The sequence below is a fragment of the Woeseia sp. D3-10 genome (assembly GCF_055809415.1).
The window spans coordinates 3,410,799-3,431,528 of sequence record NZ_JBVVTW010000007.1 but is presented as its reverse complement, the minus strand read 5'-3'; the positions used below and the strand labels follow the sequence as shown (position 1 = coordinate 3,431,528).

The 20,730-nt window shown below is 56.9% G+C and carries 15 protein-coding genes; 8 read left to right on the top strand and 7 right to left on the bottom strand.

Annotated features, from left to right (window positions below; translation table 11 throughout):
* Position 1 precedes the first annotated feature (1 nt).
* Both AC0L8N_RS15590 and pcaF read left to right on the top strand, forming a co-directional pair.
* Positions 2–1,075 (top strand): 2Fe-2S iron-sulfur cluster-binding protein, encoded by a 1,074-nt coding sequence (locus AC0L8N_RS15590; RefSeq protein WP_473668823.1) that lies wholly within the window; start codon positions 2–4, stop codon positions 1,073–1,075.
* Positions 1,076–1,113: 38 nt separating this feature from the next.
* Positions 1,114–2,316 (top strand): 3-oxoadipyl-CoA thiolase, encoded by a 1,203-nt coding sequence (gene pcaF / locus AC0L8N_RS15585; RefSeq protein WP_473668821.1) that lies wholly within the window; start codon positions 1,114–1,116, stop codon positions 2,314–2,316.
* 134 nt (positions 2,317–2,450) lie between these two features.
* On the opposite strand, the gene AC0L8N_RS15580 is transcribed toward pcaF, so the two are convergent.
* From AC0L8N_RS15580 to purU, 4 genes are all read right to left on the bottom strand, one after another.
* The gene (locus AC0L8N_RS15580; protein WP_473668819.1) at positions 2,451–2,699 is read right to left on the bottom strand and encodes an EF-hand domain-containing protein; all 249 of its coding nucleotides are present in this window, start codon (positions 2,697–2,699) and stop codon (positions 2,451–2,453) included.
* Between the two features lie 382 nt (positions 2,700–3,081).
* Positions 3,082–4,059 (bottom strand): N-acetyl-D-Glu racemase DgcA, encoded by a 978-nt coding sequence (gene dgcA, locus AC0L8N_RS15575; protein WP_473668817.1) that lies wholly within the window; start codon positions 4,057–4,059, stop codon positions 3,082–3,084.
* A 9-nt stretch (positions 4,060–4,068) separates the two neighbouring features.
* Positions 4,069–5,091, bottom strand: coding sequence for an N-acetyltransferase DgcN family protein (locus AC0L8N_RS15570; RefSeq protein WP_473668815.1), 1,023 nt, complete (start codon positions 5,089–5,091; stop codon positions 4,069–4,071).
* Between the two features lie 45 nt (positions 5,092–5,136).
* The gene (gene purU / locus AC0L8N_RS15565) at positions 5,137–6,006 is read right to left on the bottom strand and encodes a formyltetrahydrofolate deformylase (protein ID WP_473668813.1); all 870 of its coding nucleotides are present in this window, start codon (positions 6,004–6,006) and stop codon (positions 5,137–5,139) included.
* 601 nt (positions 6,007–6,607) lie between these two features.
* On the opposite strand from purU, the gene AC0L8N_RS15560 reads away from it, so the two are divergent.
* Positions 6,608–8,833, top strand: a complete 2,226-nt coding sequence (locus AC0L8N_RS15560; RefSeq protein ID WP_473668811.1) for an NADP-dependent isocitrate dehydrogenase — start codon at positions 6,608–6,610, stop codon at positions 8,831–8,833.
* A gap of 7 nt (positions 8,834–8,840) precedes the next feature.
* Here AC0L8N_RS15560 and AC0L8N_RS15555 read toward each other — a convergent pair whose 3' ends face one another.
* A complete protein-coding gene (locus AC0L8N_RS15555) occupies positions 8,841–9,317 on the bottom strand; it encodes a PaaI family thioesterase (protein WP_473668809.1) in 477 nt (158 codons plus the stop codon).
* Positions 9,318–9,366: 49 nt separating this feature from the next.
* On the opposite strand from AC0L8N_RS15555, the gene AC0L8N_RS15550 reads away from it, so the two are divergent.
* Entirely contained in the window at positions 9,367–10,740 is a 1,374-nt protein-coding gene (locus AC0L8N_RS15550) for a M20/M25/M40 family metallo-hydrolase (protein WP_473668807.1), read from the top strand.
* On the opposite strand, the gene AC0L8N_RS15545 is transcribed toward AC0L8N_RS15550, so the two are convergent.
* Entirely contained in the window at positions 10,722–11,483 is a 762-nt protein-coding gene (locus AC0L8N_RS15545; RefSeq protein WP_473668805.1) for an ABC transporter permease, read from the bottom strand. The two genes, AC0L8N_RS15550 and AC0L8N_RS15545, sit on opposite strands and share 19 nt — an antisense overlap.
* The gene (locus AC0L8N_RS15540) at positions 11,480–12,406 is read right to left on the bottom strand and encodes an ABC transporter ATP-binding protein (protein ID WP_473668803.1); all 927 of its coding nucleotides are present in this window, start codon (positions 12,404–12,406) and stop codon (positions 11,480–11,482) included. Before AC0L8N_RS15540 ends, AC0L8N_RS15545 begins: the two co-directional genes overlap by 4 nt.
* 163 nt (positions 12,407–12,569) lie before the next feature.
* Here AC0L8N_RS15540 and glgC point away from each other — a divergent pair, with 163 nt between their 5' ends.
* The 4 genes from glgC to glgX all read left to right on the top strand — a co-directional run bounded on the left by glgC (position 12,570) and on the right by glgX (position 20,723).
* Positions 12,570–13,835 (top strand): glucose-1-phosphate adenylyltransferase, encoded by a 1,266-nt coding sequence (glgC, locus tag AC0L8N_RS15535; protein ID WP_473670189.1) that lies wholly within the window; start codon positions 12,570–12,572, stop codon positions 13,833–13,835.
* A 122-nt stretch (positions 13,836–13,957) separates the two neighbouring features.
* Positions 13,958–16,159, top strand: a complete 2,202-nt coding sequence (gene glgB / locus AC0L8N_RS15530; protein ID WP_473668802.1) for a 1,4-alpha-glucan branching protein GlgB — start codon at positions 13,958–13,960, stop codon at positions 16,157–16,159.
* A 14-nt stretch (positions 16,160–16,173) separates the two neighbouring features.
* The gene (locus AC0L8N_RS15525; protein WP_473670187.1) at positions 16,174–18,684 is read left to right on the top strand and encodes a glycogen/starch/alpha-glucan phosphorylase; all 2,511 of its coding nucleotides are present in this window, start codon (positions 16,174–16,176) and stop codon (positions 18,682–18,684) included.
* Entirely contained in the window at positions 18,684–20,723 is a 2,040-nt protein-coding gene (gene glgX / locus AC0L8N_RS15520; protein WP_473668800.1) for a glycogen debranching protein GlgX, read from the top strand. Before AC0L8N_RS15525 ends, glgX begins: the two co-directional genes overlap by 1 nt.
* Positions 20,724–20,730: the final 7 nt, after the last annotated feature.

Here is a 20,730-nt window from a genome sequence, read left to right as displayed (position 1 = left end):
CATGCGTAAGTACTATCCCGCCACCGTAGTGAGCAAAACCGCAACGGCCAATGACGCTGTCTGCATCGAACTGGCTGTGCCCGATGAAATTCGTGGGGACTTTCGCTATCAACAAGGCCAGCACCTGCCCGTTCGTGCGGTTATTGGCGAGAACAACGTACGGCGCACGTATTCGATTTGCAGCAGCGTTGCTGAAGACACGCTGCGTATCGGTGTGCGCGTACAGCCGGATGGCATCTTCTCCAATTATTTGGCAGATGAACTGCAGCCTGCTGGCACGCTGGAGATCATGCCGCCCTCTGGACACTTCTACACCGAACTCAAGCCGACGCAGGCCAAGGTTTACGCAGCGTTCGTCGCCGGCAGCGGTATTACGCCGGTACTTTCGATTGCGAAAACCGCGCTCGAGACCGAGCCGCAAAGTCGCTTTGTTATCTTCTATGGCAACCGCAGCCGCGCGACCACAATGTTCATGGAAGATTTGTGGGCATTGAAAAATCAATACCCGGCACGCGTCTCCCTGCACTTCATCATGAGCCAGGAACCGAGCGAAGTTGAGTTGTATCAGGGCCGACTGGACGGCGACAAAGTACAGGCACTCCATGCCGCGTTCCTTGAGCAAAATCGCCCTGATGACATCTTCATATGCGGTCCGAACGCAATGATCGATGCCGTAAGCGCTGCATTGACCTCTCTGAATTACCCGCAAGAACAAGTGCACGCCGAACGGTTTCGGGCGATCCTCCGCGAGCCAATACCGGCATCGCCACGGCGCCAGGAAGTTCCTGCCGAGGGTATCGAAGTTCAGGTACTGCTCGACGGTCATCGGCAAACATTCCATATGACCGGCAATGAACCGTCAATTCTCGATGCCGCTGCAGACGCTGGCCTCGACCTGCCGTACTCTTGCAAGGGCGGCGTTTGCTCCACTTGTCGGGTCAAGCTCAGCAAAGGCGAAGTCGAAATGGCGATCAACTACTCGCTGGAACCGTGGGAAGTTGAGAAGGGCTTCATACTCACTTGCCAATCCATGCCGCTGACCGATTCCGTCGAATTGGATTACGATCAGGCCTGAGCCGACCGCCCTTCACTACCGAACCCAAGGATTAATCCATGTCAGACGCATTTATCTGCGATGCCGTACGCACCCCCATTGGCCGTTACGCAGGCGCGTTATCCAGCGTCCGGGCCGATGACCTCGGTGCAATCCCCATTCGCGCGCTTATCGCTCGCAACCAAAACATCGACCCCGCCTTGATTGATGACGTCCTGCTGGGTTGTGCCAACCAGGCGGGTGAGGACAATCGCAACGTCGCTCGCATGTCTACTTTGCTGGCCGGGCTACCGCAAAACGTACCCGGCGTAACGCTCAATCGCCTCTGCGGATCCGGCATGGATGCAGTAGCGATGGCAGCGCGGACAATTAAATGCGGTGAAGCGGGCCTCTTGATTGCAGGCGGTGTGGAGTCGATGTCCCGAGCGCCCTTCGTGCAACCGAAAGCAAGCAGCCCATTCAGCCGCAATGCTGAAATCTATGACACAACCATCGGCTGGCGCTTCGTCAATCCGCTACTGAAGAAGCAGTACGGAGTCGACTCGATGCCGGAGACCGGCGAAAATGTGGCTGAAGAATTCAACGTCAGTCGCGCCGATCAGGACGCATTCGCGATGCGCAGTCAGCAAAAAACCGCTGCCGCACGCGCCCGGGGCTTTTTTGACGCAGAGATCATTCCCGTCGAAGTCCCGCAACGAAAAGCGGAGCCGCTGTTAGTCACGCAGGACGAACACCCCCGCGAAACGTCGCTTGAGAAACTCGCCAGTTTGGGCACGCCCTTCCGTGCAAACGGCACAGTTACCGCCGGCAATGCCTCCGGAGTAAATGATGGCGCGTGTGCTTTGCTGCTTGCCTCCGCTGACTCGGTAAAGAAGTTTGGTCTCAAACCTCTCGCACGAGTAGTTACAACGGCTGTCGCGGGCGTCGAACCCCGCATTATGGGTATTGGACCAGGACCCGCGAGCCAAAAAGCCCTGGCACAAGCTGGGCTGACGATCGAGCAGATGGACACGATCGAACTCAACGAAGCGTTCGCATCGCAATCTTTGGCTGTGCTGCGGATGCTCGGACTCGATGATGACGCTGCGCACGTTAATCCTAACGGTGGCGCAATAGCGCTGGGTCACCCGCTCGGCATGTCCGGCGCACGCCTGATAACTACAGCCGCTTACCAATTGAAAGCCAGCGGTGGGCGTTACGCGCTGTGCACGATGTGTATCGGCGTTGGGCAAGGCATCGCGACCATTATCGAAGCGCTATAAACGCGCTTCGACAGCAACGCATGCGATGCACGTCGATTCGAAATATGCATTGCCGCCCGCCTGTCGAGTAGCGGTAGAAGCAAGACAAGAAAAAGGCCCCGAATTCGGGGCCTTTTTCGTTACTGCCGAATGATTTACTCGGCTTCTTCCATTTCATCTTTGAGCGAATCGAACTCGCTCGGCGTCAGGAAGCCGTTCTGATCCGCATCCGCGTTGCTGAAATACGCAACCAGTTCGCGATCAACTGAAGCTTCGGTTTGGGTGATGACGCCATCCTTGTTGGTGTCGAGGTCGCTAAATGACTTCGTTTCGGTTGCATCGCCGGCGAAGGCCATACCCGTTGCCAGAGTCAGTGCGCCAATCGTTACAAGTACCTTTTTCATCGCTCTCTCCTTCAAGCATTAGACAATCGCGACATCGGTTGTCGCGCAGAAAGGAAAGTGCAATCGTCATGCCAGACTGACGGTATGCGGCCGATTAGCTGGATAGTTGCCGTGAAACGCCCGTGACTCAGGCATCAAAGACGATGACGTTTCACGAAGACTGCGGCCAACAGGCACCGCGGCCGGCCGGCCGCGCCCTTAACCGTCGCGGATCACCAACGGCCACCGACGATCGTTACCTATATTATTGATTATAAAGGATTTTATATGACGCAATTCGGCGACGGCGCAGACAAACAACAAGCGAACCAACTGACTTATAAGCTGAATTTCAATTCACGTTGCGCCGTTGCACATGCCGCAAAGGTTGGTTGAACACCGTTTAGCCCCACAAGTCGCGATCAAACACGCCGACTTCGCCGGCGTTGTACCGGATGCCATGCAAGCGGTCTTCTTTCATCAATAAGGGACCGTCAATGTCAACGAAATCGCACAACTGGGCGACCACGAATGACGGCGCCATACTCAATGACGTGCCCAGCATATTGCCGACCATCAATTTGCAGCCTTTCTCGCGCGCCGCCCTGGCCAGCCGAAGTGCTTCCGTTAATCCACCGGTTTTGTCGAGCTTGATGTTGATCATCTCGTAACGCCTGGCCGCCGTCTCAAGCTCACTGCAATCCTGACAGGACTCGTCGGCAGCCAGTGTCACCGGCGAATCGAAGCCTTCGAGTACGTCGTCCTGCCCTCTCGGCAAAGGTTGTTCGACCATCTCGATGTCAAGCTCGACGCAGCGCGGCAATAACTCGCGCAGCATCTCGAACGTCCAGCCCTGATTGGCATCCACAACGATACGGGCATCGGGCCTTGCCGCGCGAATCGCCGCCAGCCGTTCGTACGGTTGCTGGTTGTCGAGCTTGACCTTCAACACCGGGTACTGTGCTGCACCGGCCGCCTTGGCTGCCATCGCCTCTGCTGTTTCCTCAATACCTATGGTGAAGACTGTTGTTACCGGTTTCGGTTTAATGCCCGTCAGAGTCCAGATCGTCTCTCCGCGGGACTTGGCCTCGAGGTCCCAGAGCGCGCAATCAATTGCATTTCTCGCGCCGCCACTGGGCAATCGCGATTGCAGCTCATCCCGACTCATGCCTGCACGTACGTCGTCGGCAACAGAATTGATCTGCGCAACTATCGTATCTGCCGTCTCGCCCAAATAGGAAACGCCTTGCGCTTCACCTCGACCAATATGATCGCCATCCTGCAACTTAACCGTTATGCAGGTCGAATGACGCCATTCCTCCCCGGTAATCCGAAAAGGCTGGCGGAGTTCCCAGTCTTCAACTTTAAGTTTAATGTCCATAGGTCAATCTCAGGTGCCAAGCATGTTATTAACAATGGCTTGCATGCCTTCGACCAACGGGTCAACACAGGGCAAACCGGTTTCCGCGCTCAGGGCGGCGAGCCAGGCCTCTCGTTCGCCAGTAGGCAAAGACGACGTATTAACGCTCACACCGACACAGCGTATGGAGGGGTTGGTTAACTTCCCGTTGAGAAGGTTCAAGGTGATGCATTCTGGAATGCTGGGCAACGTGAATCCATCCCACTCATCAATATCAGTTCGCCCCGCTTCGTGACACAAGACAATCGCGTCCGGTTGCGAACCGTGCAGCAGACCCAGGCTGACCGCCGCGTAGCCAGGGTGAAAGAGTGACCCCTGACCTTCAATCACGTCCCAATGATCCGCTTCATTATCGGGTGACAGCAGCTCCGCGGCGCCGGACACAAAGTCCGAGACCACCGAATCGATAGGTATGCCCTTGCCCGCGATCATGATCCCTGTTTGGCCAGTTGCCCGAAACGTAGAATTGACGCCCGCGGCACGCAATGCCTGATCAAGCGCCAACGCTGAATATTTCTTGCCAACAGCACAATCGGTACCGACCATAAGCACGCGCTTGCCACTGCGTTTTCTGCCTGTCCCTACTGGCAGTTTGCGGGGCGGAACCCGAATATCGATGAGTCGGGCACCGGAGGATTGCGCAGCCGCGACTACCGCAGGATAGTCGCGGAGTCGAATATGCAATCCACACACAATGTCGAGTCCGGATGCCGCAGCTTCCTCAATGACGGCCCACCAGCTTTCCGGAATCTCGCCACCGACCGGTGCAACGCCAATAACAAGGCTGGCAGCACCTGCGGCTTTGGCGTCCTGCACACTGAGATCAGGCACGCCCATGTCGACCGGGCAACCCGCAAACCGCAGTTGTCCTGCAACCAGATCCCGGCGCCATTGCACGATGCCGAAGCCGGTTTTAGCGTACAAGGGGTCGCGTACATCGCCTATTAGAATAAGATAAGGCGCGCGCATATCAACGACTGTGGATTCAATCATAGAGATAACTCAATCCTGAACTGATTGTGATGGGCCTGCGAAGAATCAGGACCGCAAGACTACAGTGCGGCTCCCGCTTGGGAATATGCGGTGTTCAGCGAACCAGCGGACAGCTCGAGTGAACACCACGCTTTCCAGATCATGACCTATTTTTGCCAATTCGTCAGGCCCCATGGTGTGGTCGACCCGCTCAACGCCCTGCTCGATTATCGGGCCTTCGTCGAGATCGGTGGTAACGAAATGCGCTGTCGCACCGATGATCTTAACGCCTCGCTCATGCGCCTGGTGATACGGTTTGGCACCTTTGAATCCCGGCAAGAACGAGTGATGGATGTTAATTGCTCGCCCCGCTAACTCCTCACAGGCGCCAGCAGACAGTATTTGCATGTAGCGCGCAAGAGCGAGCAGTTCAGCCCCTGTACTTTCGAACAGGTCAAGAATCTGCCGTTCCTGACGGGTCCGGTCATCCGGCGTAACGGGGAAGTGGTAGTAGGGCAGCTTGTGCCATTCCGTAAGTGAACGCATGTCATCGTGGTTCGAGACCACACCAACAATGTCGATGGGCAGCGTGCCAATACTCCAGCGGTGCAGCAGGTTGTTCAGAACGTGTCCCTGCTTCGATACCGCGAGAAGTACACGGCAACGTTGTTCGGCATCGTGCAGCTGCCAGTCCATGCCGAAGCCTTCCGCTATCACCGCGAAACGCTCTGACAACACCTCTCGGCTCGCGAGTTCCGAACCTGAGAATGATGCTCGCATGAAAGAACGCTTCGTCCAGCGGTCGACGAAATGCGCGGTCTCCAGAATGGAGCCACCGCTGTCGGCGATAAAGCCGCTAATGGCCGCAACAATACCGCCCCGATCAGGACAGGACATGCTCAAGACCAGTGAGCGGGTTTGTTCATTCTCTTTCATGGCGACTGGCCCTCCGCAGGCCGATTCTGTTGTTCGTATTGTGGTCCACACCAGGCCGTTGCCACGGGTCGGTGCACGATTGCCCTTGCCTCCTGCCTGTCGCTACCCGTTGCTGTGGCACGAAACAACGGTAACTGCTGAAACCCAGTACTCGAAAACCTGCGGCGCTCACTCAGCACATCCGCCGGCGGACCGCGCACACACCGGGCACGAGTGCAGCAAACTCGAATTGTCGGCAGGCTATCTTATTTTTCCCGGCGGGCTCGCGAATTCTGACCGTTGTTACTTCGGAAAGTCGAGCATGAGTCCGTGTGGTGAAACGCGACGGCCGGCGCGGCGACGATACCGCACGCGTCGATGACCGGTAAATACCGCTAGACCACCGCTTCTGAATCGCCGGGTAGCACCAGACCACTAAGCCGGGCACCGTGGTTTTTGCCCCCAACCCCAATCCTACGTAAACTCCCGGGTTCGCCGAGTGCCTTGGCGCCGCTATCTCGCCCCCGGAATTCTGGCTGGCAACGCAGGCTCCGGGTCGGGTACAACAACAAGACATTCAGCTATTGCCGCACCGTGACGGTGCTGCGCGTCAGGAGCATGCATGACCATCGCCAAGATTATCTACACCGAAACCGACGAAGCGCCGGCACTTGCCACGTATTCTTTGTTACCTATCGTTGCGGCATTCGCCGGCACCGCGGGCGTCAATCTGGAAACCCGCGACATTTCATTGGCCAGCCGCATTCTGGCGAACTTTCCTGAACGACTCGCGCATGAACAGACGCAAGCAGATGCTCTGGCCGAACTCGGCGAACTCGCCAAGACGCCAGACGCCAACATCATAAAACTGCCCAATATCAGCGCATCCATTCCCCAGCTGTCAGCCGCGATACGCGAGCTGCAGACACAGGGCTTTGACGTGCCGGACTACCCGGAAGAACCCAAGAACGATCAGGAACGGGCCATCAAAGCACGCTACGGCAAGGTGCTGGGCAGTGCAGTGAACCCTGTACTGCGCGAAGGCAATTCCGATCGCCGGGTTGCCAGCGCCGTCAAGGAATACGCAAAGCGGCATCCTCATTCCATGGGCGCGTGGAGTAGCGACTCGAAATCCCGTGTTGCACATATGCAGAACGGCGACTACTACGGCAGCGAAGCTTCAGCGGTAATTGGCAATGCCGGAACTGTGCGCATTGAACTGGTAACAGCCGACGACAAAGTCACTGTACTGAAAGAATCCACTGCCGTGCAGGACGGCGAGGTAATTGATGCCGCGGTAATGAGTTGTTCAGCACTGCGTGCGTTTTTTGCCGAGCAAGTTAAGTTTGCCGCCGACGAAAACTTACTGCTGTCGCTGCACCTGAAAGCGACCATGATGAAAGTGTCGGACCCAATCATGTTTGGTCACGCGGTAACGGTTTTCTACGCGCCGGTATTCGAGAAGCACGCGGATCTGTTCAGCAAAATCGGCGTCGACCCCAACAATGGAATTGGCGACCTGTACGGCAGCATCGCCGAACTGCCCGCAGAACAACGCGAAGCTATTGAAGCAGATATTGAGGCGCTGTATGCGAACCGCCCCGCCCTCGCAATGGTTGATTCCGACAAGGGGATTACCAACCTGCACGTACCCAGTGACGTCATCATCGACGCATCCATGCCGGCAGCGATCCGCTCGTCCGGCAAAATGTGGGGGCCGGACGGTAAGCTCGGCGACACTCTGGCGATGATTCCCGACCGCAGCTACGCCGGTATTTATCAGGCGGTGATCGAATTTTGCCGCGAGCATGGCGCGTTCGATCCAACCACGATGGGCAATGTCGCGAACGTCGGCCTGATGGCCCAGAAAGCCGAAGAGTACGGTTCGCACGACAAGACGTTCGAGATACCGGCAAATGGCACGGTGCGGGTCGTCGACGACCAGGGCGCGACCTTGTTGGAACACGCTGTGGAACAAGGTGATATCTGGCGCATGTGCCAGACCCGTGACCTGCCGATCCGCGACTGGGTTCGACTCGCTGTCAGCCGCGCGAAGGCGACGGGTAATCCCGCCGTATTCTGGCTCGACGACCAACGGGCCCACGATCGCGAACTGATTACGAAGGTCAACAAGTACTTGCAGAATCACGACACAGCCGGCCTCGACATCCTGATCAAGTCACCGATGGACGCGATGCACTACACATTGCAAAGGGTCAAGGAAGGCAAAGACACTATTTCTGTCACCGGCAACGTATTGCGCGACTATTTGACGGATTTGTTCCCGATTCTGGAACTCGGAACCAGCGCGAAGATGCTGTCCATCGTGCCCTTACTCGCCGGCGGTGGCCTGTTCGAAACGGGTGCCGGCGGTTCCGCGCCTAAGCACGTGCAGCAGTTTCTTGAAGAAGGACATTTGCGCTGGGATTCGCTCGGCGAGTTTCTGGCCATTGCAGTATCGCTCGAAGACATCGCCGACAAGACGGCGAACAAAGCCGCCGCGGTCCTCGCCAGTGCATTGCATACCGCTAACAGCAAGTTCCTGCAGAACAACAAGTCCCCTTCACGGAAAGTCGGCGAACTGGACAGCCGCGGCAGTCATTTTTACCTTGCGCTCTACTGGGCACAGGCCTTGGCCGAGCAAAACGAGGACATGGCACTGAAAGCACGTTTTACACCGGTCGCCAGTCAGTTAAGTGCCAACGAGTCGAAAATTGTGGATGAACTCAATTCAGCACAAGGCAAGCCGGTCGATGTCTGGGGCTATTACCACCCGGACAGAAAGCGGGTCAGCGCCGCTATGCGACCAAGCCTGACTTTGAATGAAACAATTGACGGCATAAGCTGAGTACCGGTTAATCGTTGCGGTCCAGCATGCCCGCCGGCATCAGGACCGCAACGACCTGGCCGCTCGCACATTGCACTCCGTCTGCACGCAGTTTGACGTCGACCACCACCTTGCGCTCTTTTACTTCGCTTGCCATTGCCTCAAGTTCCAGTTCAGGACCCAGCGGCGTTGGCGCGAGGTAGTCTACTTTCAATGCCGCGGTAACGAACCGGGGTACAGGTCCGTCGCCGAGCTCGCGACCCTGCATCTGGCACAAGGCAGCGGCGGCAGTAGCCGTGCCATGACAATCAATTAACGACGCGATTAGCCCGCCGTACACATAACCTGGCACAGCAACGAATCGGGCATCCGGGCTAAAACGTGCTGTCGATGCCCCACCGTTCCAGTAACTCTTGAGTTGATGACCGGCCTGATTGCTGTACCCGCAGCCGTAACAATGGCTGCTGCTATCGGCATAGTGATCCTGTATGGCTTTGCTGCTCATCGAACATCCTCGTGGGTAACCGGGCGCTCGAATCGGCCGAGCAACAGCGATGGCGCTTGCCTTGATGGTGTCCATGACCGCGGCCTGTGAGACCATGACGTCCATGCGGCATTCACGACCTTCGCGCAACTTGACGGCCAACTTCGGCGCCATTCTGCTGACACTGTCAGCAAGCGCCGCCTGCGCGTCAAGTGCCATGCTCGTCGACAACAATCGGCTGACCAGCAGTCTCATGCGCCTGGAGAATGCCAGTCAATCCGCATCGAGCTGCCAGCCCATCCCTGCGTACAGCACAGAAAACCAGAATGCGCTTCGCCAGTTGGCAAGACTGTTACAGAACGCCGGAATGATGACCCACAGGGACGTTGCTGGAAATCTCATTGGCCGACTGGAAGGCAGGCATGCCTGGCCATCATTGGTCATCGGAGCAAGCATCGATAAAGCACCGGCGGCAGACCGTTGCAACGGATTCGCGGGAATCATGGCCGCAATCGAAATTGCCCGATCGTTGCACGACAACGGCACGGTTCTCGATCACCCACTTGAAATCATCGTCTGGGCTGACAGTGCGGACCGCATGTTGGGTAGCCGCTCTGTCTACGACCTCATAACATCGACCGAAATCCTTACACCAACACACGATGGTGCGACCGTCGCTGATGGCATCGCCGCTCTGGGCGGAGACCCTGACAACCTTGGGCTCAATCATCGGGCGAACGGTATGATCGCGGCCTACCTCGAATTGCAGGTCGAAACCGACCCGGCGCAGCATTCAGGCAGCGAAGAGCTGGGTATCGTCCAGCAGTTTGCGGGCATCCAACGCTGGAATGTCCGGTTAGTCAGCAATACGGAAAACAGGTCAAGGTCGTGGCAACATCGGCAATTACGCGATGCTGCCAACCGGCTCTCAACCACCGTTGTTGACCTCCAACAGACAGGGTCAGACCAGTCAGCGGCACAGCTCGATCTCTCGCCAACATCATCCACGACAAACGCCAACGCCACCGTTGATGCCAGCTTTCGACTCGATATCCGCGCTCATGACCTGGAGCACAGCGATAAAATGTTCATAGCCGTTCGCAAGAGTGCCGACAGAATCGGCAACGAGACCGGCACGCGATTCATCATGGAACAGGTATTTGAGTTGCCGCCGGGAAAGACCGACCAGCACGTATCAGAGGCAATGGGCAAAGCAGCCAGCCAGTTGGGGCTGTCCTACGTCCACCGGCGCAGCACGGCGGTTGATGCTGCACAGGCTCTGTCTGCCTTTGCGCCGGTCGGATTAATCATCGTACCGGGTAGAGCGAATAGTCAGGAGGTTAGCACCAGTTACGTATTGCCAGACGCGCTGGCCAACGCCACGAATGTACTATTGAGAACCTTGCTCGAACTGGACAAACAACGTCAGGAACGCAGTCGATAACCGCTCGTGAACATCCAGCGAACGATGAGAATACAGGTGATCAGGAATACGCAGGTCATGCCGAAACTGAGAGCAACGCTGACATCCGCGTTCTCATAAAAACTCCAGCGAAAACCGCTGATGAGGTAGACCACTGGATTGAATAGAGTGACGGTCTGCCAGAACGGCGGTAACATGCTAATCGAATAAAAGCTGCCACCCAAGAATGTCAGCGGCGTGATGATTAACATGGGCACGATCTGCAATTTCTCAAAGCCGTCGGCCCAAATACCCAAAATGAAGCCGAACAGGCTGAACGACACAGCGGTCAACACCAGAAACGTTATCATCCAGAACGGGTGCGCTATCTGCACGTCGACGAACAAATTCGCGGTAGTAAGAATAATGGCGGCCAAAATTAGTGACTTGCTCGCCGCCGCACCGGCATAGCCGAGCAGCGTCTCCACCCACGTAACCGGCGCCGACAACAGCTCGTAAATTGTGCCACTGAAGCGCGGGAAGAAAATACCGAAGGACGCGTTAGAAACACTCTCTGTCAACAATGACAGCATTATCAGTCCCGGTACGATGAAAGAGCCGTAACTCACGCCGTCAATCTCATCGATGCGCGAACCGATCGCAGAGCCAAAAATGACGAAGTACAGCGATGTAGAGATAACCGGCGACACAATGCTCTGAAACAAAGTACGTCGCGTACGCGCCATTTCGAATCCATAGATAGCTCTTACCGCGCGGAAATTCATGGGCTTTTCTTCACGAGGTCGACGAAAATTTCCTCCAGCGAACTTTGCGAGGTACTCAGGTCATTGAATTTGATTCCCGCCCGACCGAGTTCGGCAAGCAATGCAGTGATCCCGGTGCGTTCGCCCTGTGTATCGTAGGTATAAACAAGCTCGACACCCGATTCCGCAAGTTCCAGGTTGAACTCGGCCAGACTGTCCGGAATAACGGTCAACGCATCCTGCAACTGCAGGGTCAGTTGACGTTTGCCGAGCTCCTGCATCAGGCGCTGTTTCTCCTGCACCAGGATTACCTCACCACCGTTGATAACGCCCACACGATCGGCCATCTGTTCGGCTTCTTCAATGTAATGGGTGGTCAGGATGACCGTCACCCCCGATTCCTGAAGTGACCGAACAATCGCCCACATGTCCTGACGCAATTCAACATCCACGCCAGCGGTCGGTTCATCCAGAAACAGGATACGCGGCTCGTGTGCCAAAGCCTTCGCTATTAATACACGCCGCTTCATGCCGCCTGACAAGGTCAGAATTTTGCTGTCACGTCTGTCCCACAATGACAATGACCGCAAGACTTTCTCGATATGACCCGGATCAGGTGCAAGCCCGAACAATCCGCGACTGAAGGTGACGGTCGCCAGCACCGTCTCGAACGTATCCGTGGACAGCTCCTGTGGAACCAGCCCTATTAACGAGCGGGTAACCCGGAAGTCACGAACGATGTCATGACCGTTGACCAGCACCGAACCGGAGCTAGCATTGACTATCCCGCAGACGATGCTGATCAGCGTCGTTTTGCCGGCGCCGTTAGGGCCGAGCAATGCAAATATCTCGCCGTGATCGATCTCCAGGGAAACGTTTTTGAGTGCCTGGAAACCGCCCGCATACGACTTGTTTAACTCACTGATTTTTAGTGCGGCTGGCATGCCCGCAATACTACGCGAAGCGCCTTCCGGATTGCTAGATACGATTGGCCAGCCGCCTCGCCCTGTAACAGTGCAATCACCCTCATCGCCCCGACAAAGTTTTGCGCTACACTGAACGAGACGACATTGAATGGGGATGCAAGGGATGGATGCACCGGAGCAACTGGACGACGCGCGCTACGTCAGCCGCCTGACTCGCGACACTCTCGCGTTGATACTGGCTGGCGGGCAAGGTTCCCGACTCTACGAGTTGACTGCCTGGCGAGCCAAGCCGTCACTGTATTTTGGTGGGAAACTACGGATTATAGATTTCCCCCTGTCCAACTGCGTCAACTCCGGCATTCGCCGCATCGGCGTACTGACCCAGTACAAGGCGCATTCACTGATTCGCCACCTTGTGCATGGCTGGACCGCCTTGCGGCCGAGCGGTCGCGAGTTCGTCGAGATTCTGCCCGCTTCGCAACGCATCGGTGGCGAGTGGTATCGAGGTACGGCCGATGCCGTCTACCAAAATCTCGACATTATCCGGACGCATAAGCCCGGCATGGTGCTGATACTGGCAGGCGATCACGTGTACAAAATGGACTACGGCCCGCTGCTTGCTGCGCACTCCGAAAAAGGGGCGGACATGACGGTGTGCTGTATCGAGGTACCGATCGCTGAAGCCGCCGGTGCGCTCGGGGTTATGACTGTAGACGACGATGGCCGGGTAATCGCGTTCGATGAAAAGCCGGAGAACCCAACGCCAATCCCGGGCCAGACAGAACTCTGCCTCGCCTCGATGGGCAACTACGTCTTCAACACTGACTTCCTCTATGAGCAGGTCATCAAGGACGCTGACACGCCGGGCACCAGCCACGACTTTGGGCGCGACATCATTCCGTCCATCATCAACAAGTACCATGTACAGGCCTACCCGTTCCGCGACCCGGAAACCTCGCAACAAGCGTACTGGCGGGATGTCGGCACGCTCGATGCGTTCTGGGATGCCAACATGGAACTCATCTCCGTGACACCACAACTCAATCTGTATGATGATCGCTGGCCCATACTGTCGGCTCAGGAACAGCTGCCGCCAGCCAAGTTTGTTTTTGATGAACCGGATCGGCGCGGCCGTGCTATCCAGTCCATGGTATCTGCTGGCTGCGTCGTCTCAGGCGCGCGAGTCAGCCGCTCGGTGCTGTTCTCGAACGTCCGCGTGCGTTCCTACAGTCAGATTGATGACTCCGTAATCTTGCCGGATGCTGAAATCGGCCGGCACTGCCGGATCCGGCGCGCGATAATCGATCGCGGTGCCGTCATCGCGGAAGGCACCGAAATTGGTATCGACGCCGACGCTGACCGTGCCCGCGGTTTCCGGGTTACAAAAAGCGGCATCACACTGGTGACGCCCGACATGCTCGGTCAGCACCTGCACTTCACACGTTAGGTACGGGTTCTTGATTTCGCATGCTCGCTCTTCACCGTACGAGCCGCTCGTGACGCAATTCGTCTCGCGGCGCGAATCGGCAATCACGTCTAGGGTAACGCCTGCGCAGGCTTGCCTGGACAATGCCCAATGGACAACTTGTGCTTGCGGAAACGGCCTTGAATAAAGAAATGCTGGCAATCATCGAAGGCCGGCACGGCGATCCGTTCTCGGTACTCGGCGTGCACAACGTCGCCGATGGCCGAGTGGTCCGCACGTTTCAACCACAGGCCAGTTCGATCGAACTGCTTGATCGTAACGGCACTGTTCTGGCGTCGATGCAGCGATTGCACCCTGCCGGTTTGTTCGAAGCCCGTTTCCCTCCGCGCCTGCGCCGTTACCGATTGCGCATCACTCTCGGCTCGGGCCAGCAGTACATCATGGAAGACCCGTACGCCTTTCCATCGACGCTCGGCGAACTGGACCTGCACCTGCTGGGTGAAGGTACCCATCTGGAAATAAACCGTACCCTGGGTGCGCGCGCCGTCACCGTTGCCGGCACGACGGGCACCCGCTTCGCTGTTTGGGCGCCTAACGCATCGCGCGTCAGCGTGGTCGGCAGCTTCAATGACTGGGATGGCCGACGGCATCCGATGCGCTTTCATCCCGGCAACGGCTTATGGGAAATTTTCATTCCGGGCGTCGGCCACGGCGATTTATACAAATTCGAACTGGTGGATCGTGACGGCAAACTATTGCCATTGAAGAGCGATCCGCTGGCCAATTGTTCGGAGCCACCGCCGGGCAATGCAGCAGTGGTTTACACCAGTGACTACCATTGGCAAGACGACGAATGGCAACGCACACGACACACCGGGCCGGAGCTGGACGAACCGTTATCTATTTACGAAGTACATCCGGGCTCGTGGCGACGACGAGCCGACGAAGGCAACCGCTATTTGCAGTGGCACGAACTCGCTGACGAACTGATCGGCTACGTGCTCGACATGGGCTTTACTCATATCGAACTGTTGCCGATCAGCGAACATCCATTTGACGGCTCGTGGGGTTACCAGCCCATCGGTCTGTACGCACCGACATACCGTTTCGGTACGCCGGACGATTTCCGGTATTTCGTTGATCGCTGTCACCAGGCGGGAATCGGTGTCATTGTTGACTGGGTGCCTGCGCATTTCCCGCGCGACGAACACGGGCTGGCACGTTTTGACGGCACCGCACTTTACGAACACGCCGACCCGCGCAAGGGCGAGCATGCCGACTGGGGTACGTTGATCTTCAATTTCGGCCGTCGCGAAGTCGTCAATTACCTGATAGGCAGCGCCCTGTACTGGATAGACGAAATGCATGTCGACGGTTTGCGGGTGGATGCTGTCGCATCAATGCTGTACCTCGATTACTCGCGCGAACCCGGTGAGTGGCTGCCGAACAAACACGGTGGCAATGAAAACCTGGAAGCCGTCGATTTCCTGAAGCGTTTCAACGAAGTTATACACGCGCACGGTGCAATTTCGCTGGCCGAAGAATCCACCTCCTGGCCCGGCGTATCCCGACCTGTATTCAGCGGCGGACTGGGGTTCACCTACAAATGGAACATGGGCTGGATGAACGATACGTTGCGCTATGTTCAGGAAGATCCGATTCATCGACGCTATCACCATGACAAACTGACTTTCGGACTCGTCTACGCATTCAGCGAGAATTTCCTGCTGCCGCTTTCGCACGACGAAGTCGTCCATGGCAAGCGCTCCCTGCTTGGCCGAATGCCCGGCGATGAGTTTCAGCGTTTCGCGAACCTGCGCGCTTACTACGGTTTCATGTACGGACACCCTGGCAAGAAGCTGCTGTTCATGGGCAACGAGTTCGCCCAGTCAGCCGAGTGGAATCACGATCAGTCACTGGACTGGCACCTGCTGGAGCACGCACCGCACCGCGGAATGCAAAGCCTGGTGCGCGACCTCAACCGCATCTACCGAACAGTTCCCGCCTTGCACCAGATTGATTTCGAGCAGCAAGGCTTCGAATGGCTCGACGGCATGGACCGCGACCACAGCATTATCGCCTGGCTGCGACGCGACCTGCAGGGGAACGTTGTGATCTGCGTCAGTAACTTTACGCCCGTAGTACGTCATGATTACCATCTGGGCGTGCCCGGAACCGGCCGTTACGTCGAGATCCTGAATACGGATGCCGCAACGTACGGCGGCAGTGGCGTCAGCAATGACGGCACTATGACGGCCAACGACGATGCCGCTCAGGGCCAGACCCACTCGCTACGACTGGTATTACCACCTCTCGCTACACTTTTCATCAGCAGGACCCAATGAAGGACCTTTCCCAAATGAACACGCCGGAATCAGAAACAGGCCTTAGCGCCGATCACATCGAATTATTGCACGCACCGGCACTCGACATGTCCGCAGATGCCCTGTTAAGGGACCTGACTCATTACTTCGGTCGGACACTCGGCCGTCGCACGATTAGCAAACAACAGCCTTACGTCTATCAGGCATTGACCTACGCCGTCCGGGACCGGCTGATGGAACGTTGGAACCAGACCAACATCGCGGTCGAGCGCGAGGACATGCGGCGTACCTGTTACATGTCGCTGGAATTCCTGATGGGTCGTTTGCTCGGTAATTCGTTGATCAGCCTCGGCCTGAAAGGACCGGCCGTTGAAGCCCTGAACCGATTGGGACTCAGCCTGGAAGACGTGGCCGAACGCGAACACGATGCTGGACTTGGCAATGGCGGGCTCGGGCGACTGGCGGCGTGTTTTCTTGATAGTTGCGCGACGCTGCGACTACCGGTCATCGGCTACGGAATTCGCTACCAGTACGGCATGTTTCACCAACGCATTGAGAACGGTTACCAGATCGAAGAGCCTGATCCATGGCTGCGCGTCGAATTCCCCTGGGAGATCGAAAGAATCGAACTCTCGCAAACCGTACGCTTTGGTGGCCATAGTGAAACGTATGCCGATCACGAGGGTAAACAACGATGCCGCTGGGTCAACACGCACGATGTACTGGCCATTCCGTACGACGTCCCCATCCCGGGCTATCGCAATGAGGTAGTCAACACGCTCCGGCTATGGTCAGCAGGAGCAACAGATGAGTTCGATCTCGACGAGTTCAATGCGGGCGATTATGCCGATGCCGTTGCCGCAAAGAATGAAGCTGAAAACATCACCATGGTGTTGTACCCGAACGCTGCCACGGAATCCGGGCAGGAACTTCGCCTACGCCAGCAGTACTTCCTGGTTTCCGCGAGCCTGCAAGACGTTATGCGCGACTGGCGACACCGTCACGGTGACGATTACTCCGGCTTCGCCGAGAAACTCTGTTTCCAACTCAATGACACGCATCCGGCACTCGCCGTACCGGAACTGATGCGCCTCCTGATGGACCATTGCTACCTGAGCTGGAATGAAGCATGGGACATCACGTCACAGACCATGGCGTACACGAATCACACCTTGTTGCCCGAAGCCCTCGAGCAGTGGCCCGTCGCAATGTTTGAATCCTTATTGCCGCGGCTACTCGATATCATCTACGAAATTAACGCCCGTTTCATCCAGGATATCAGCGCCCAATGGCCTGGCGACAACGCGCGTATCGAACGCATGTCGCTGATCTCGCCGGGGCCGCACAAGATGGTGCGCATGGCCTACCTGTCCATCGTCGGCAGTTTCTCGATCAACGGCGTCGCGCAGTTGCATTCACACCTGCTGCAAAAGGGGCTCTTCCGCGATTTCGCCGAACTGTGGCCTGAGCGTTTCAACAACAAGACTAACGGGGTCACGCCGAGGCGCTGGCTCGCCGCTTGCAACCCTGGTCTGTCGGAGCTGATCAGCTCGCAGATCGGCACTGAGTGGACGACGGATCTGCCGCAACTTGCGAGGCTGGCGAAGGTCGCAGACGATCCCGATTTTCAGCAGCGCTGGCGCAATGTACGTGCCGAGAACAAGCAGCGCCTTGCCAAACTGGTTGAGGCTCGTACCGGCCTGACAATAGCCCCGACTATGCTGTTTGATGTGCAGGTCAAACGCATTCACGAGTACAAGCGGCAATTACTGAACCTCCTGCACGCCGTGTACTTGTACGACCGGAACCAACGTGGGCACCAGGATGCGCAACTGCCGCGCGCTATTATCATTGGCGGCAAAGCGGCACCCGGCTATGCCATGGCTAAAAACATCATCAAGGCGATCAACAACGTGGCCCAGGTGATCAATACCGACCGCCGTTTGCAGGATAAATTACGTCTGGTTTTCATACCCGACTACAATGTCTCGGCCATGGAAGTCATTTGCACTGCAGCGGACCTCTCCGAACAAATTTCAACGGCAGGTAAAGAGGCATCAGGCACGGGCAACATGAAGTTCATGATGAACGGTGCCATTACGATCGGTACGCTGGATGGCGCCAATGTCGAGATCCGCGAAGCGGTGGGCGATGAAAACTTTTTTCTGTTCGGTCTCACTGTCGACCAGATTGAAGAACAACGCGCTACTTATGACCCGCAGGCGATCATCGATTCCGACCCGGACTTCTCACGGGTTGTAGCATTACTCGAAAGTGGCCATTTCAACCGATTCGAGCCCGGTGTTTTCGACAGCATCTTGCACGCGATCAGAAACCCGCACGATCCCTGGATGACAGCGGCGGACTTCCGCAGCTTCATCGATGCACAGGAAAAAGTCGCTACAGCGTACAGCCAGCGTGACATCTGGACAGCAATGAGTATCCGCAACACCGCTGCGTCCGGCACATTCTCTACTGATCGTACGATCAGTAATTACAACGACGATATCTGGCGGCTGAATGCAGTAACCCCGCTGACGCCGTGATGAACACAGGTTCGACGCCGCCGCTGGGAGCCACGGTCGCCGACGGTGGCGTCTATTTTGCGGTCTATTCGGCAGTGGCGGAACGTGTTGAGCTATGTCTCTTCGACGCTGGTGGTCGTCAAATCGGGCAACATGACCTGCCACACCAGAGCGACTCGGTATGGCACGGGTTCTTGCCGGGCTGCTCAGCGGGCCAACGCTACGGCTATCGGGTACACGGGCCTTATGCACCCGCTGAAGGTCTGCGCTGCAACCCGCACAAGTTGTTGCTGGACCCCTATTGCCGGCAAATCGACGGCGATTTTCGCTGGCACGACTCCTTGTTCGACTATGTTGTCGGCAGCGACCTGACCGAGGGACAAGCAAGCCGCCTGAACAACAGCGACTACGTAGGTTTGTCGGTAGTCACAGCCGCCTGTGCACCGGCATCTCGTGGCCCACAAACCGCATGGCGCGATACCGTACTGTATGAACTGAACCTGCGTGGCTACACGATGCGCCACCCGGCAGTCGCAGAAGCAGACCGCGGTCGCATGCGCGGGCTGTGCAATGCAGATGTTCTCAATTATCTACGCGCCCTGGGCATCAGTTCGGTTGAACTGATGCCGGTGCAGTACTTCATCGATGAACAGTTTTTGAGCGAACAGGGACGGCGCAATTACTGGGGCTACAACACGCTAAACTTTTTCACGCCGGCGACGCGCTATGCCAGTGACAACCCACGCGGCGAGTTCGTCGAAATGGTCAATGCCATACACGATGCCGGCCTGGAGGTCGTACTGGACGTCGTGTACAACCATACGGCTGAAGGAGACCAGTTCGGACCAAGCCTGTCTTTTCGCGGTCTCGACAACGAAGCGTATTACCGCCTGGCACCGGACACTGCCCTGCACTACATCAACGATACCGGTTGCGGCAATACGATCAACGCTGACTCCCACGTCGTGCAGGATCTGATTGTGGACAGCCTGCGTTATTGGGCAGGTGAAATGGGCGTTGACGGCTTTCGCTTTGATCTCGCTACGGTATTGGCTCGCCATGCGGACGGGTTTAACCCCGCCCACCCATTGCTGGCCCGTATCAGTAATGACCCTCTGCTAAGCCACTGCAAATTATTCGCAGAACCATGGGACCCGGGGCCAGGTGGTTACCAGCTCGGCCAGTTCCCATCTACCTGGTCGGAATGGAATGACCGCTACCGGGACGTAACCCGCCAATGGTGGCGCGGTGATGCAAAGCTTGCCGGCGAGTTTGCTCGCCGCCTGCATGGGTCGTCGGATATTTTCGAACACAGCGGTCGGGGGCCAGCAGCAAGCGTCAATTTTCTTAGTAGCCATGATGGATTCACGTTACTGGATACGGTGAGCTACAAGCATCGTCACAATAAAGCGAATGGTGAAAATAACCGCGATGGGCACCGCCATAACTACAGCGCGAACTATGGTACCGAAGGTCCGACCGACGACCCGGCTATTAACGAAATGCGCCGCAAACAACGGCTCAATATGCTGACCACTCTGTTGCTCGCACCCGGAACGCCGATGCTCCTGGCGGGTGACGAACTCGGCAATACTCAGCACGGCAATAACAACGCCTACGCACAGGACAACGAAACCGGCTGGCTGTCATGGACTGACAACGAGCATTCGCTGCTGGATGACGTCCGTGCGCTGATCGCATTGCGCACGTCGTCGGCAACGCTCAAACAGGATGCGTACCGGCACGGTGAGACGGGCGTCCACGGCTTTGCGGATATCAGCTGGCTGACCGCGGACGGTCGGCCACTTGACGATAAGGACTGGCACCACTGCCAGACTCTGGTCTTATTAATGAGCGACGAATCGCCTGCACTCCGGCTACAGGCTTTGTTACTGAATGCGGGCAGCAATGCCGTAACGGTTTCGTTGCGTACGCTGGGGTCCGATCGAGACTGGCGGATCTGCTACTCAACAGCCGACGTGAACGAAACGGCTACTGCCGAATGGCGACTGGCCGCGCACTCGGCCGTCTGTTTGCGCTCAGGCGACGAATCGTCATAAGTCTCAT

What these genes read in the sequence shown, in the direction of transcription:
- AC0L8N_RS15555 (WP_473668809.1), bottom strand. Translation starts at nt 9,317, where the DNA reads ATGAGCAGCAAAGCCATACAGGATCACTATGCCGATAGCAGCAGCCAT.
- glgX (WP_473668800.1), top strand. Translation starts at nt 18,684, where the DNA reads ATGAACACAGGTTCGACGCCGCCGCTGGGAGCCACGGTCGCCGACGGT.
- AC0L8N_RS15550 (WP_473668807.1), top strand. Translation starts at nt 9,367, where the DNA reads ATGGCGCTTGCCTTGATGGTGTCCATGACCGCGGCCTGTGAGACCATG.
- glgB (WP_473668802.1), top strand. Translation starts at nt 13,958, where the DNA reads ATGCCCAATGGACAACTTGTGCTTGCGGAAACGGCCTTGAATAAAGAA.
- AC0L8N_RS15590 (WP_473668823.1), top strand. Translation starts at nt 2, where the DNA reads ATGCGTAAGTACTATCCCGCCACCGTAGTGAGCAAAACCGCAACGGCC.
- dgcA (WP_473668817.1), bottom strand. Translation starts at nt 4,059, where the DNA reads ATGGACATTAAACTTAAAGTTGAAGACTGGGAACTCCGCCAGCCTTTT.
- AC0L8N_RS15545 (WP_473668805.1), bottom strand. Translation starts at nt 11,483, where the DNA reads ATGAATTTCCGCGCGGTAAGAGCTATCTATGGATTCGAAATGGCGCGT.
- AC0L8N_RS15580 (WP_473668819.1), bottom strand. Translation starts at nt 2,699, where the DNA reads ATGAAAAAGGTACTTGTAACGATTGGCGCACTGACTCTGGCAACGGGT.
- AC0L8N_RS15525 (WP_473670187.1), top strand. Translation starts at nt 16,174, where the DNA reads ATGAACACGCCGGAATCAGAAACAGGCCTTAGCGCCGATCACATCGAA.
- AC0L8N_RS15570 (WP_473668815.1), bottom strand. Translation starts at nt 5,091, where the DNA reads ATGATTGAATCCACAGTCGTTGATATGCGCGCGCCTTATCTTATTCTA.
- purU (WP_473668813.1), bottom strand. Translation starts at nt 6,006, where the DNA reads ATGAAAGAGAATGAACAAACCCGCTCACTGGTCTTGAGCATGTCCTGT.
- pcaF (WP_473668821.1), top strand. Translation starts at nt 1,114, where the DNA reads ATGTCAGACGCATTTATCTGCGATGCCGTACGCACCCCCATTGGCCGT.
- AC0L8N_RS15560 (WP_473668811.1), top strand. Translation starts at nt 6,608, where the DNA reads ATGACCATCGCCAAGATTATCTACACCGAAACCGACGAAGCGCCGGCA.
- AC0L8N_RS15540 (WP_473668803.1), bottom strand. Translation starts at nt 12,406, where the DNA reads ATGCCAGCCGCACTAAAAATCAGTGAGTTAAACAAGTCGTATGCGGGC.